General features: G+C 63.5%; 14 protein-coding genes. 6 read left to right on the top strand and 8 right to left on the bottom strand.

Features of this window, described 5'->3' with window-relative positions:
- Positions 1 to 22 precede the first annotated feature (22 nt).
- From BJN45_RS12305 to BJN45_RS12330, 6 genes are read right to left on the bottom strand one after another with little or no spacing between them, the layout of a single operon-like run.
- The gene (locus tag BJN45_RS12305) at positions 23 to 781 is read right to left on the bottom strand and encodes a TatD family hydrolase (protein ID WP_076095642.1); all 759 of its coding nucleotides are present in this window, start codon (positions 779 to 781) and stop codon (positions 23 to 25) included.
- Positions 778 to 2,031: a D-amino acid dehydrogenase gene (locus BJN45_RS12310; protein ID WP_076095644.1), complete on the bottom strand. Its 1,254-nt coding sequence runs from the start codon at positions 2,029 to 2,031 to the stop codon at positions 778 to 780. Before BJN45_RS12310 ends, BJN45_RS12305 begins: the two co-directional genes overlap by 4 nt.
- Positions 2,028 to 4,178: a RelA/SpoT family protein gene (locus tag BJN45_RS12315; protein WP_076095646.1), complete on the bottom strand. Its 2,151-nt coding sequence runs from the start codon at positions 4,176 to 4,178 to the stop codon at positions 2,028 to 2,030. The genes BJN45_RS12310 and BJN45_RS12315 overlap by 4 nt, the downstream gene beginning before the upstream one ends.
- Positions 4,179 to 4,200: 22 nt before the next feature.
- The gene (rpoZ, locus tag BJN45_RS12320) at positions 4,201 to 4,407 is read right to left on the bottom strand and encodes a DNA-directed RNA polymerase subunit omega (RefSeq protein WP_076095648.1); all 207 of its coding nucleotides are present in this window, start codon (positions 4,405 to 4,407) and stop codon (positions 4,201 to 4,203) included.
- 20 nt (positions 4,408 to 4,427) lie between these two features.
- Positions 4,428 to 5,036 (bottom strand): guanylate kinase, encoded by a 609-nt coding sequence (gmk, locus tag BJN45_RS12325; RefSeq protein WP_076095650.1) that lies wholly within the window; start codon positions 5,034 to 5,036, stop codon positions 4,428 to 4,430.
- A gap of 19 nt (positions 5,037 to 5,055) precedes the next feature.
- Positions 5,056 to 5,922: a YicC/YloC family endoribonuclease gene (locus BJN45_RS12330; RefSeq protein ID WP_076095652.1), complete on the bottom strand. Its 867-nt coding sequence runs from the start codon at positions 5,920 to 5,922 to the stop codon at positions 5,056 to 5,058.
- A gap of 77 nt (positions 5,923 to 5,999) precedes the next feature.
- On the opposite strand from BJN45_RS12330, the gene BJN45_RS12335 reads away from it, so the two are divergent.
- Genes BJN45_RS12335 through BJN45_RS12360 form a run of 6 tightly spaced genes read left to right on the top strand, consistent with a single transcriptional unit; the run spans position 6,000 to position 11,062 of the window.
- Positions 6,000 to 6,947 (top strand): serine/threonine protein kinase, encoded by a 948-nt coding sequence (locus BJN45_RS12335; protein WP_076095654.1) that lies wholly within the window; start codon positions 6,000 to 6,002, stop codon positions 6,945 to 6,947.
- Positions 6,944 to 7,861 (top strand): PP2C family protein-serine/threonine phosphatase, encoded by a 918-nt coding sequence (locus tag BJN45_RS12340; protein WP_076095656.1) that lies wholly within the window; start codon positions 6,944 to 6,946, stop codon positions 7,859 to 7,861. The genes BJN45_RS12335 and BJN45_RS12340 overlap by 4 nt, the downstream gene beginning before the upstream one ends.
- A 10-nt stretch (positions 7,862 to 7,871) precedes the next feature.
- Positions 7,872 to 8,588: a ribonuclease PH gene (rph, locus tag BJN45_RS12345; RefSeq protein ID WP_076095658.1), complete on the top strand. Its 717-nt coding sequence runs from the start codon at positions 7,872 to 7,874 to the stop codon at positions 8,586 to 8,588.
- A complete protein-coding gene (gene rdgB / locus BJN45_RS12350) occupies positions 8,585 to 9,172 on the top strand; it encodes an RdgB/HAM1 family non-canonical purine NTP pyrophosphatase (protein WP_076095661.1) in 588 nt (195 codons plus the stop codon). The genes rph and rdgB overlap by 4 nt, the downstream gene beginning before the upstream one ends.
- Entirely contained in the window at positions 9,169 to 10,395 is a 1,227-nt protein-coding gene (hemW, locus tag BJN45_RS12355) for a radical SAM family heme chaperone HemW (protein ID WP_430793436.1), read from the top strand. Before rdgB ends, hemW begins: the two co-directional genes overlap by 4 nt.
- Positions 10,385 to 11,062 (top strand): helix-turn-helix domain-containing protein, encoded by a 678-nt coding sequence (locus BJN45_RS12360; protein ID WP_076095664.1) that lies wholly within the window; start codon positions 10,385 to 10,387, stop codon positions 11,060 to 11,062. The genes hemW and BJN45_RS12360 overlap by 11 nt, the downstream gene beginning before the upstream one ends.
- On the opposite strand, the gene BJN45_RS12365 is transcribed toward BJN45_RS12360, so the two are convergent.
- Positions 11,059 to 11,442, bottom strand: a complete 384-nt coding sequence (locus tag BJN45_RS12365; protein WP_076095665.1) for a VOC family protein — start codon at positions 11,440 to 11,442, stop codon at positions 11,059 to 11,061. The two genes, BJN45_RS12360 and BJN45_RS12365, sit on opposite strands and share 4 nt — an antisense overlap.
- A 90-nt stretch (positions 11,443 to 11,532) precedes the next feature.
- Positions 11,533 to 11,943 carry a YidB family protein gene (locus BJN45_RS12370; RefSeq protein ID WP_076095667.1) on the bottom strand — a complete coding sequence of 137 codons (411 nt, stop codon included), beginning with the start codon at positions 11,941 to 11,943 and terminating at the stop codon, positions 11,533 to 11,535.
- Positions 11,944 to 12,306: the final 363 nt, after the last annotated feature.

Below are 12,306 nucleotides of genomic sequence, written 5' to 3' on the forward strand. Positions count from 1 at the left end.
CTGCGGTCGACCGCAAAAAAACTCAAAAAACCCCGAAGACCACCTGCGCGTTGGCATCTGCCTGGGTCATCAGGACCGCCGGCGGAATCCCGCGCAAGCCGGCGATTTCAGTGGCAATGCGCGGCAACTCGGCCGGCGTGTTGCGGCCGCGGTTCAACCAGGCCGGCGGGATATCCGGTGCGTCGGTTTCCAGCACGATGGACTCCAGCGGCAAGGTAGCCGCCAGCTCACGAATACGCCTTGAGCCGCTGTAGGTGGCGGCGCCGCCAAAACCCAGTTTGAAGCCAAGGTCGATCAATGCGTCGGCCTGCTGCCGGCTGCCGTTGAACGCATGCGCGATGCCACCGCAGACGCGCGTGCGGCGTAGTTCACGCAGCACGGCGTCAACCGAACGGCGCACATGCAGGATCACCGGCAGATCGAAGGCTTTCGCCAGTTTCAGCTGGGCGACGAAAATGGCGGTCTGGCGAGCAACATCAAGCCCCTCGACGTAGAAATCCAGGCCGATTTCACCGACCGCCAGCGGCCGTTCGCGGCGCAGCCAGTCCTGCAGACGGTCAACATCCTCGCTGCCGGCGTCCATCACGTACAGGGGGTGAATGCCGTAGGCCGCGACACAGCCGGCGTAAGCGTCAACGGTGCTTTTCTGCCGGGCAAAGTGGTCGACCGCAACACCGGGAACAATGATCTGCCGGACACCGGCGGCAAGCGCCGCGGCGTGCACCGCCGCCCGATCGGCGTCGAACTCGGCCGCATCGAGGTGGCAGTGGGTGTCGATCATCCGCGCAGGAAGGGAAATTCGGGCGCCGGCCGCCGGCCATCGACCAGATCGGCCAGCGCCGCACCGGAACCGCAGGCCATCGTCCAGCCCAGCGTGCCGTGGCCGGTATTCAGCCAGAGATTGGGCAGGCGCGAGCGACCGATAACCGGCACATTCGATGGCGTCGCCGGGCGCAGTCCACACCAGAATTCCGGCTCGCCAACGATCTGCAGGTCGGGAAAGAGTTGCTGCGTACGATCGATCAGGGCCTGGCAACGCACCGGATCGAGCGTCAGGTCGTAGCCGTTGAACTCCGCCGTCCCGGCCACGCGCAGGCGATTACCGAGACGCGAAAAAACCAGCTTGCGCTCGTCGTCGGTGATGCTGACGCTGGGCGCCGAAGCTTCGTTGGCCAGCGTCAGCGTCGCCGAGTAACCCTTGGCCGGACAGATCGGCAACGACAGCCCGAGCGGCCGCAGCAACAATGGCGAGTAGCTGCCCAACGCCACCACGTAGGCATCCGCCGTTTCCAGCGAGGCACCATCCGCATCATGGACGAGCACGCCGGCAACCCGCCCGCCGCCGGTGGCAATGCGGTCGACATGTACGCCATGACGAAAAACAACGCCCGCCGCCGCCGCCCGTTCGGCCAGCGCCTGGGTGAAGCGGCAGGCATCGCCGGACTCGTCGGACGCCGTGTAGTCGCCGCCGACCAGCAGCGAACCGGCACCAGCCAGCGCCGGCTCGATGACCAGGCAGGCCTGGGCATCGAGCATTTCCCGGTCCAGCCCGTGCCGGGCCATCAGGTGCGCCGCCTTCATCGCTGCGGCCAGTTCGTCATGATCGGTATAGATATGCAGGATGCCGCGCTGCAACTGGTCGTATTCGAGCCCCAGCTCGGCGCGCAACACCTGCAAGCGCTCCCGGCTGTAGAGCGCCAGCCCGAGAATGGCGGCAATGTTGGCCTGCGTCCGTCCGGGCAGGCATTCGCGCAGGAAGCGCAGGCCCCAGGCCCACTGCGCCGGATCGGCGCGCCAATGCCAGAGCAGCGGCGCATCGCGGCGCCCCAGCCATTTCAGCAGACGCGGCAGGACGTGTGGATTGGCCCAGGGTTCGGCATGCGACACCGAAATCTGGCCGCCATTGGCAAAGCTGGTTTCCAGCGCCGCCGCCGGCTGGCGGTCGATGACCGTCACGTCGTGGCCGGCCGCCCGCAGATACCAGGCGCTGCTGGTGCCCAGAAGACCCGCACCGAGCACGAGGATTTTCAAGCCTCGCCTCCCCTTTCACGGGAAATGCGGCTGACTTCCGGCAAATGCCGGATACCGCGCATTACCGCGGCCAGATGATTGCGGTTGGCGACCTGGATGGAGAAATGCAGCATCGTGAACAAGCGCTCCGGATCGGCTTCCATCGACACATGTTCGATATTCGAACCAGCGTCGGAGATGGCCGCGGCAACCTGCGCCAGCACGCCCCGCTTGTTCTTCACTTCGACGCAGATGCGCAGTTCGAACAGCTTGCCGACTTCCGGCTCCCATTCGACGTCGATCCACTTCTGCGGCTCGGTCGACCGCGATTTCCTGATGGCCAGGCAATCGTGGGTATGAATGATCATGCCGCTGCCCTTGCGGATCGAGCCGATGATCGGATCACCCGGAATCGGCTGGCAACAGGGCGCCAGCTGGATAGCCATGCCCTCGTTGCCGTGAATGGCCAGCGTCAGGCCGCCCGGCACTGCCGCCGACATGTCCTCACGCGCCAGCAGGCGGCGGGCAACGACTGAAGGCAGGCGCTTGCCCAAGCCAATGTCGGCATACACCTCATCAAGGGAGTGCTGGCCGCTGGCCTTGACCAGCGAATCCCAGGCCGAGGCCGGAATCGAGATCGGGACGACGCCGAGCGACAGCAGTTCCTGACGCAGCAGGCGCTCGCCCAGACGTGCCGATTCCTCGTTCTGCGTCGTGCGCAGGAAATGCCGGATCTTGCTGCGCGCCCGACCGGTCTTGACATAGGACAGCCACACCGGATTCGGCGTGGCATCGGGTGAGGTCACGACCTCGACCAGGTCGCCATTCTTCAGTTCGGTCCGCAGCGGTGCCAGTTCGTGATTGATCCGCGCCGACGAGCAGTGATTGCCGACATCGGTATGTACCGCGTAGGCGAAGTCGACCGCGGTCGCGCCCTGCGGCAGCGCCATGATCTTGCCCTTGGGCGTGAACACGTACACCTCGTCCGGGAAGAGGTCGATCTTGACGTCTTCGAAGAACTCCGCGGAATCGCTGGACTGCGATTCGATCAGTGACTGCAGCCATTTGTGCGTCTTGATCTGCAACTCGGCACCACTCTCGCTGCCATCCTTGTACAACCAGTGCGAAGCGACACCGTCCTGGGCGACGTTATGCATGTCGCGCGTCCGGATCTGCACCTCGACCGGCGTCCCATACGGACCGATCAGCGTGGTGTGCAGCGACTGATAGCCGTTGGCCTTGGGAATCGCCACGTAATCCTTGAACTTGCCGGGCACCGGCTTGTACAGGCTGTGCAATGCGCCGAGCGCCAGATAGCAACTGGGCACGTTATCGACAACGACACGAAAACCGTAGATATCAAGCACTTGCGAGAAGGAAAGTTGCTTGTCCTTCATCTTGCGGAAAATCGAGTACAGACTCTTTTCCCGGCCGAAAACCTCGGCCGTCAGGCCGGCGTGTGCAAGCTTGTCGCAGATGCCTTCCTGGATGTGCGTGAGCAGCTCCTTGCGGTTGCCGGTCGCCATGCGCAAGGCCTTGGCCAGTACCTCGGCCCGATGCGGATGGATCAAGCGGAAGGACGTATCCTGGAGTTCGCGATAAAGCTTGTTCAGACCCAGGCGTAAGGCAATCGGCGCATAGATCTCAAGGGTTTCGCGGGCAATGCGGGTGCGCTTGTCGGCGCGCATCGCCGACATCGTCTGGATGTTGTGGTGGCGATCAGCCAGCTTGATCAGCACGACGCGCAGGTCGCGCGCCATGGCCATCAGCATCTTGCGGAAATTTTCCGCCTGCGCTTCCTGGTAGGAAGCGAATTCCATCTTGTCGAGCTTGGACAGTCCGTCGACCAGTTCGGCGACTTCCTTGCCGAATTTTTCGGCGAGTTCCTGCTTGGTCGCCCCGGTATCCTCCATCGTGTCATGCAACAAGGCCGCACAGACGGCATCGGCATCCATGCACCATTCGACGACGGCGCCGGCAACAGCGAGGGGATGTGTGATGTAGGGCTCGCCCGACATGCGCTTCTGGTGCGCATGGGCTTTTTCGGCAAAGGCGTAGGCCGCCTTGATGCGCTCTACGTCAGCGGGAGCGAGATAATCGAGACTGTCGAGGAAGACGCGATAAGCGGCTTCCTCGTAGGCGGGCGGCAGTGACGGCGCAGGCTCCATCAGGCTTCACCGCCCCGTACAATCAGGCCTGGCCGCGGTTGAGGACTTCCACGCCGATCTTGCCGAGCGCCATTTCACGCAGGGCGATGACGGTCGGCTTGTCCTTGTCGACCTCGACCAGCGGCGTCGCGCCATTGGCGATCTGGCGGGCGCGATGGGCGGCAGCCAGGGTCATCTGGAAACGGTTCGGAATTCTCTTCAGGCAATCATCGACGGTAACGCGAGCCATTTTCTAACCTCTTCAAATCTTCAAAGCAGCTTGGCAAACAATGCGGGGTGTTGCCCGCGCTGCTTGCCGAAATTCAGGCGGGAACAACGCACGATTGCACGCAAGTCATCCAGAGCCTGGTCCAGTTGGTCGTTAATAATAACATAGTCAAATTCGCCGACATGGCGCATTTCCGCCTCAGCTGCGGCAAGGCGGCGCTCGATGACGTCCGGTGCATCGGTGCCGCGACCGGTCAGACGGCGCGTCAGTTCATCCATCGATGGCGGCAGGATGAAGACCCCGATCGCTTCGGGAAAAAGCTTCCTCACCTGCTGCGCACCCTGCCAGTCGATTTCAAGCAGAACATCGTGACCTTCCGCCAACTGGTCGCTGATCCATTTTTTCGAAGTTCCGTAGAAGTTGCCATGCACCTCGGCCCACTCCAGGAACTCGTCACGGGAAATCATCCCCCGGAAGGCGTCGACCGCAACAAAGTGATATTCGCGACCGTTCTGTTCGCCAGGGCGTGGCGCCCGCGTGGTGAACGAAATGGACAGATGCACCGCCGGCTCACGCTCCAGCAGCATGCGCACCAGCGTCGTTTTGCCGGCACCGGAAGGCGCGGCGACAACATACAGGTTTCCCGACATCTTCAGTTTCCCGCTCCGCTCATTCCAGGTTCTGGATCTGCTCGCGCATCTGCTCGATCATCAGCTTCAGTTCCATCGCCGCCTGTGACACTTCGGTCACTGCCGATTTCGAAGCCAGCGTATTGGCCTCGCGATTGAGTTCCTGCATCAGGAAATCGAGGCGTTTGCCGCAGGCGCCGCCGGCCTTGAGAATGCGCTCGACTTCATCGAGATGCGTGTTCAGCCGGGTCAGCTCTTCGGCCACGTCGATGCGCGTGGCGAACACCGCCACTTCCTGCAGTACGCGGTCGTCGCTGGCATTGCCCAAGGCATCGAGCAGGCGCTGGCGCAGTTTTTCCATGAACGCCGCCTGCACTTCCGGAATGCGCGGCGCGACATCGCGCACGATGCCACGCATGGCATTGACGCGATCAGTAATCATCGCCGACAGTTTTGCGCCTTCGCGAGCCCGCGTCGCCGTGAAGTCTTCGAGCGCCTCACGGGCCAGCGCCAGAACTTCCGGTCCGAGCGCTGCGAAATCCATGCCCTGTTCGCCGAACATGCCGGGCCAGCGCAGGACTTCGTTCACCGACAGCGGCGCGGCATCCGGCAGCGTTTCGCTGACCTTCGTCCCGAGTTCACGCAAGGTATTGAGCAAATCGCCATTTATCTTCAGTTGCTCGCCGCGGGCCGCCGCGGCATTGAACGACAGCCGGCACTCGATCTTGCCGCGGGACAAGCGGGCTGCCAGCAGTTCGCGGACAGGAATTTCCATGGCGCGCAGATCCTCTGCAACGCGAAAATGAAAATCCAGATAGCGGGAATTGACGCTTTTTAGTTCCAATTGCAGCGTTCCGCGCTCAAGATCGCGGGTTTTCACTGCATATCCGGTCATGCTGCAAATCATCGGGGCCTAGTCTCCAGCTTTACAGGTCGGACAACACGCCCGACAATGCCTGCGACTGCATCATAACCGCGAGATCGATGGCGCAACAAGCCAACCACCCGCTGCCTGGCGGACACCAGCTAGAGGAATACACAATAGACCGCCAGCTCTCGCTCGGCGGCTTTTCCATCGTCTATCTGGCCCGGGATCCCGACGGCACGGAAGTCGCGATCAAGGAATACCTGCCGAACAGCCTGGCGCTGCGCGCCAAGGGCGACATCAAGCCGATCATCACCGAAGACCACCTCGGCGCCTTCCGTTACGGGATGAAGTGTTTCTTCGAAGAAGGCCGCGCCCTGGCCCGACTGTCGCATCCGAACGTGATTCGCGTGCTCAATTTCTTCCGCGCCAACGAAACCGTCTACATGGTCATGGAATACGAGCACGGCAGGACCCTGCAGGAGTTCATCTACAAGCACCAGGGCCATGTCTCGGAGCGCTTCATCCGCGGCGTCTTCACGCGCATGCTCAACGGTCTGCGCGAAGTGCACTCGCACAAGCTGCTGCACCTCGACCTGAAGCCGTCGAACATCTACCTGCGCGGTGACAATTCGCCAGTGCTGATCGATTTCGGCGCCGCCCGGCAAACCCTGGCCAGCGACCAGCCGGTACTCAAACCAATGTACACACCGGGCTTCGCCTCGCCGGAACACTACGGCAACCGCAAGGATCTCGGACCGTGGAGCGACATCTACAGCGTCGGTGCATCGATGTATGCCTGCCTTGCCGGCTCGGCACCGCAAGCAGCCGACGAACGCATGAAGAAGGACACCCTGACGCCGGCCATGGTGCGTTGGGAAGGACAATTCTCCGACCGCCTGCTGGAGATCATCGACTGGTGCCTGAATCTCAATCACCTGTACCGGCCACAAAGCGTCTTCGCGCTGCAGAAAGCCCTGGTTGCCGACATCCATCCGCCCACATCGAGGATACAGAGCGGCTGGATCGGACGTTTCGTGGATAAATTCAGGAGTTCGCCGCGATGAGATTCACCATCTATCAGGACAGCCGCCAGGGTGGCCGCGACAACAACGAAGACCGGACCACCTACTGCTACTCGCGTGACGCACTGCTGATGGTCATTGCCGACGGCATGGGTGGCCACCACCATGGCGAGATCGCCGCCCAGATCGCCGTGCAAAGTCTGGCCAACGCCTTCCAGAACGAAGCCAAGCCGCTGCTCGACGATCCCTTCCGCTTTCTGCAGAAGGGAATGACCAACGCCCACCACGCCATTCTCGACTACGCGGCCCGCCATCGCCTGCCGGACTCGCCACGCACCACCTGCGTCGCCTGCGTGATCCAGGACAATGTTGCCTACTGGGCACATGCCGGCGATTCGCGCCTGTTCCTGATGCGCAACGGCCGGGTCATCGCCCAGACCAAAGATCATTCGCGTATCCGCCTGCTGCTCGAGGAAGGCCTGATCACCGAAGCCCAGGCGGCACATCACCCTGACCGCAACAAGATCTACAGTTGCCTGGGCAGTCCGTCTTCACCGGAAATCGATTTTTCCCGCAAGACCCCGCTCGAACACGGCGACATCCTGCTGTTGTGCACCGACGGACTGTGGGGTGTTACCTCCGGTGATTTGATGGCCGTTGCGCTGAAAGGCGCCAACCTGCTCCAGGCAGTTCCGATGCTGCTGGCACAGGCCGAGGTCAAGGGCGGTGCGCATGGCGACAACCTGTCGGTGGTCGCCGTGCGTTGGGAAGACAATTACATCGAGGCCGCCAGCAGCGCCATCTCGACGCAAACCATGCCGGCCGACGAAGTCACCACCAAGCTCGACGAATTCGGCCGCAACCCGAGCTACAAGAGCGACCTCTCCGACGACGAGATCGAGGCCGCGATCGAAGAAATCCGATCCGCGATCGACAAGTACAACCCGAAGAAATAAGGAAAACCCCATGCGTCCCAGCCAGCGTCAGCCGGATCAACTCCGTGCCGTGAAGATCACCCGCAATTTCACCCGCCACGCCGAAGGTTCGGTATTGATCGAAATGGGCGACACGCGCGTGCTGTGCACCGCCTCGGTCGAAGAAAGCCTGCCGCCCTTCCTGCGCGGCAAGGGCCAGGGCTGGGTCACCGCCGAATACGGCATGCTGCCGCGCGCCACGCACACCCGCAGCGCCCGCGAAGCGGCCAAGGGCAAGCAGACCGGCCGCACCCAGGAAATCCAGCGCCTGATCGGCCGCAGCCTGCGCGCCGTCACCGACCTCAAGGCCCTCGGCGAACGCCAGATCACCCTCGACTGCGACGTCCTGCAAGCCGACGGCGGCACCCGCTGCGCCTCGATCACCGGCGCCTGGATCGCCCTCTACGAAGCCTGCGACAAGCTGGTGCAGGCCGGCAAGCTGCCGGCCAACCCGGTCCGCGACCACGTCGCTGCCATCTCTGTCGGCATCTATCAGGGCAGCCCGGTACTCGACCTCGACTACCCGGAAGACTCCAACTGCGACACCGACATGAACGTCATCATGACCGGCAAGGGCGGCATCGTCGAAGTCCAGGGCACGGCCGAAGGCGAACCGTTCACCCGCGAACAGATGAACATGCTGATGGACCTCGCCCAGATGGGCATCGGCCGTCTGGTCGCCGCCCAGGAAAGCGCACTCGCCGCATGAAAAAGCTCGTCCTCGCGTCGAACAACGCCAAGAAGATGAAGGAGCTGAACGCGCTGCTGGCGCCGCTCGGCTTCGAAGTCATCCCGCAAGGCCAGTTGGGCATCCCCGAAGCCGAAGAACCACACTGCACCTTCGTCGAAAACGCACTGGCCAAAGCCCGCCACGCCGCCCAGCACAGCGGCCTGCCGGCGCTCGCCGACGATTCCGGCCTGTGCGTCAAGGCGCTCGGCGGCGCCCCCGGCGTGATCTCCGCCCGCTATGCCGGCGAACCGAAATCCGACGCCCGCAACAACGAAAAACTGCTCGCCGACCTCGCCGGCAAAACTGACCGCCGCGCCCACTTCGTCAGCTGTCTGGTCCTCTGCCGCAGCGCCGACGACCCGCAGCCGATCATCGCCGAAGGCGAATGGCACGGTGAAATCGTCGACCAATACCGCGGCGACGGCGGCTTCGGCTACGACCCGCTGTTCTTCGTCCCGGAGTTCGGCCAGACCGCCGCCGAACTCGACGCCGAAACCAAGAACCGCATCTCGCACCGCGGTCGGGCGATGCAGAAGCTGATCGAGCGCTTGCCCGAACTCTGACCGTGGCGAAAACCATCCCCATTTTTCCCGAAATTCCACGGTCGACCGCAAAAAACAGCGAAAAACCGCTCGAATTCCGCAAATCGCCAGTCCTCTCACTCTACGTCCACATCCCCTGGTGCGTGCGCAAGTGCCCGTACTGCGACTTCAATTCGCACGAAGCCGGCGCGACGATCAACGAGCGCGAGTACGTCGATGCGCTGATCGCCGACCTGCAATCGGCGTTGCCGCTGATCTGGGGCCGGCCGGTGCAGACGGTGTTCTTTGGCGGCGGCACGCCCAGCCTGCTGTCGGCGGGCGCCATCGACGAGCTGATCGGCGCCTTCCGGGCGCTGGCGATGCTGTCGCCGGAGGCCGAGATCACGCTCGAAGCCAATCCCGGCACGGTCGAGGCCGGCAAGTTCGCCGGCTTTCGCGCCGCCGGGGTCAATCGGCTGTCGCTCGGCATCCAGAGCTTCAACGACGAACACCTCAAGGCGCTCGGCCGCATCCACGGCAGCGCCGAAGCCAGGCGCGCGGCGCAACTGGCCGGCGAGCACTTCGAGCGCTTCAACCTCGACCTGATGTACGGCCTGCCCTACCAGACGCAGGAGCAAGCGCTCACCGACACCGAGACCGCGCTGTCCTTCGCGCCGCCGCACCTCTCCTGCTACCAGCTGACGCTGGAGCCAAACACGCATTTCGCCGCCTTCCCGCCCGACCTGCCCGAAGGCGACCTGTGCGCCGACATGCAGGAAGCCATCGAAGCCCGGCTGGCCGCCGCCGGCTACGCCAACTACGAAACCTCGGCCTTCGCCCAGCCCGGCCGGCAGTGCCTGCACAACCTCAACTACTGGCATTTCGGCGACTACCTCGGCATCGGCGCCGGCGCCCATTCCAAGCTGACGCTGCACGACCGCGTGCTGCGCCAGATGCGCCACAAGCACCCCAAGGCCTACCTGGAAAACATCCGCGCCGGGCGGCCGATCCAGGAAGAACACAACGTTGCCGCCGCCGAACTGCCGTTCGAATTCATGATGAACGCGCTGCGCCTGGCCGACGGCTTCGCCCCCAGCCTGTTCGAATTGCGCACTTCACGACCGTTAACCGCAATATTGCCGCAGTTGAAGGCAGCCCAGGCCGACGGACTGCTCGACATCGGCCCTGAAAAGATCGCGCCGACCATGAAGGGCCGGCGCTTCCTCAACGTACTGCTGGAACGCTTCCTCGACGATGGCCAATGAACCGGCCGGCCGCCTGCCCGACACCGTCCTCGCCGCCTGGCAGCACGAAGTCGCGGCAGCGGAACTGTCGCCGGTGCTGCCCGACGGCTGCCAGGACCTGATCTGCCGGATCGACGCCAGCGAGCAGCCGCACTGGTTCGTCAGCCCATTGGCCACCGGCACCGACCACGTCGCCTGCCCACCCGGCAGCCGTTACCTGGGCTTTCGCCTGCACCCCGGCACGCGCATCGACGCGACCGGCCTGCTCGCAGCGGTCACCACCCGGGCGCCCGACGCATGCAACGAAATCGGCAATCTGCTCGCCGACTTCACCCGACGCGACCCGGCAACGCAGGAAATCCTCGCCACCCTGGCCGAAGTCGCCACGCCGGCCGCCGCGCGGCAACGCCTGGGCATCCGCGAACGCACGCTGGAAAGACTGTGCCGGCGCGACACCGGGCAAACCGCCGGCTTCTGGATTGCGCTGGCACGCGTCCGCCGCGCCGCCGTCGCCATCGACAGCGAACTGCCGCTAACCGACATCGCCGGCCTCTGCGGCTACGCCGACCAGGCCCACCTGAACCGCGCCTTCCGCCGCTGGTTCGCCGCCTCGCCGGCACAATTCCGCCGCTCGCCGCAACTACTGTCGCTGGCCCGCGCCAGCGGCTTCGCCACCGACCCGATCTAGCCGCCGACCGGCGTACACAGTTCGACCAGGAAGCCCTCCAGATCGGCCACGTAAGCCACCGTCTGCCCCCAGGGCATTGCCTCCGGCGCCTGCACCAGGCGCGCACCGGCCGCCACCGCGCGGTCGACCGCCAGCGCGACATCGTCGCAAACGAAAGCAATCTCGAAACAGGGCGCGCCGCTATCGGGCGCCGACGGCTGCTTGCCCAGCTGACGCATCAACGCCCGCGAGGAAAAGGCGAGCGCCGTGCCGCCAGTCTCCAGCTCGCCGAAATCGCCGCTCTCATGCAGAAAACGCACGCTCAGCCCGAAGGCGGCAACGTAGAAGTCGAGCGTCCGGCGGACGTCGTCGACGTAAAGGATGGTGTAGCCGAATTTCATCTTGCCGTACTCCGCAAAAGGATGGAAACGGCATTGTCGCAGCGCCCGCCGCCCGCGTCTTGAACGAAACCGACAGGCGCCGCGAAGCGTTCAGCCGAACAGCCCGCCCTTCTTCAGCATGCCCAGCCCCTGCGCCAGCAGATCGCCACCTTCCGGCAGCTTGCCGCCCGGCGTCAGTTGATCGACCAGCCCGGGCAGAAAATCGGCCAGCCCGTTCGACACCTCCTGCGGCGCCACCCCGGCCTGCCCGGCCAGCTTGCCGATGAAGTCGCTGCCGAGCACCGAACTCAACTGATCGCCCGACACCGGCAAGTTTTTTCCGGTCGACACCCAGGAATTGACGATTTCGCCCAGCCCGCCCTGCTGGAAAGCCTGAACCAGCCCACCGAGGCCGCCCGGATACTGATTGACCAACTGCATGGCCATGTCGGCCAGCCCGTTACCCTTGCCACCGAGGGCATTGGCGGCCAGCCCGCCGACTACCTGATCGAGAAGACCCATGTTTCGCTCCTGAGGAAAAAAGTCCATCGTACCGGGGCTTGATCGGGCGGCGGGTTAAGAATTGTGATGGCGAGGGATGGAGGCTCTCGGAAGTAACCAAGTTCAATATTTCAAGGTCTGCTCGTCGGCCTTTACGATCGTTGGTTTCCCGACTAGGCGTTGCCCCTGTTTTCGCAGGCATGCGGCATGATTTCGGCCTAAGCACTAAGCAGAGAGGTGCCTCCCGGAATCATTCCATCAATGAACTTTTCATGGACAAACTCAGCAACAGTCAATGTGATAGCCCGTTGTCATTTTGCGGTGCAATCTGGCGACCATCACTACTTAGATAAGTAAGAAGTAGTCATAGATGGATGCAAGCAA

This window comes from Azonexus hydrophilus, assembly GCF_001956855.1.
Taxonomy (GTDB): domain Bacteria; phylum Pseudomonadota; class Gammaproteobacteria; order Burkholderiales; family Rhodocyclaceae; genus Azonexus; species Azonexus hydrophilus_A.

What these genes read in the sequence shown, in the direction of transcription:
- BJN45_RS12305 (WP_076095642.1), bottom strand. Translation starts at nt 781, where the DNA reads ATGATCGACACCCACTGCCACCTCGATGCGGCCGAGTTCGACGCCGAT.
- BJN45_RS12315 (WP_076095646.1), bottom strand. Translation starts at nt 4,178, where the DNA reads ATGGAGCCTGCGCCGTCACTGCCGCCCGCCTACGAGGAAGCCGCTTAT.
- rpoZ (WP_076095648.1), bottom strand. Translation starts at nt 4,407, where the DNA reads ATGGCTCGCGTTACCGTCGATGATTGCCTGAAGAGAATTCCGAACCGT.
- gmk (WP_076095650.1), bottom strand. Translation starts at nt 5,036, where the DNA reads ATGTCGGGAAACCTGTATGTTGTCGCCGCGCCTTCCGGTGCCGGCAAA.
- BJN45_RS12330 (WP_076095652.1), bottom strand. Translation starts at nt 5,922, where the DNA reads ATGATTTGCAGCATGACCGGATATGCAGTGAAAACCCGCGATCTTGAG.
- BJN45_RS12335 (WP_076095654.1), top strand. Translation starts at nt 6,000, where the DNA reads ATGGCGCAACAAGCCAACCACCCGCTGCCTGGCGGACACCAGCTAGAG.
- BJN45_RS12340 (WP_076095656.1), top strand. Translation starts at nt 6,944, where the DNA reads ATGAGATTCACCATCTATCAGGACAGCCGCCAGGGTGGCCGCGACAAC.
- rph (WP_076095658.1), top strand. Translation starts at nt 7,872, where the DNA reads ATGCGTCCCAGCCAGCGTCAGCCGGATCAACTCCGTGCCGTGAAGATC.
- rdgB (WP_076095661.1), top strand. Translation starts at nt 8,585, where the DNA reads ATGAAAAAGCTCGTCCTCGCGTCGAACAACGCCAAGAAGATGAAGGAG.
- BJN45_RS12360 (WP_076095664.1), top strand. Translation starts at nt 10,385, where the DNA reads ATGGCCAATGAACCGGCCGGCCGCCTGCCCGACACCGTCCTCGCCGCC.
- BJN45_RS12365 (WP_076095665.1), bottom strand. Translation starts at nt 11,442, where the DNA reads ATGAAATTCGGCTACACCATCCTTTACGTCGACGACGTCCGCCGGACG.
- BJN45_RS12370 (WP_076095667.1), bottom strand. Translation starts at nt 11,943, where the DNA reads ATGGGTCTTCTCGATCAGGTAGTCGGCGGGCTGGCCGCCAATGCCCTC.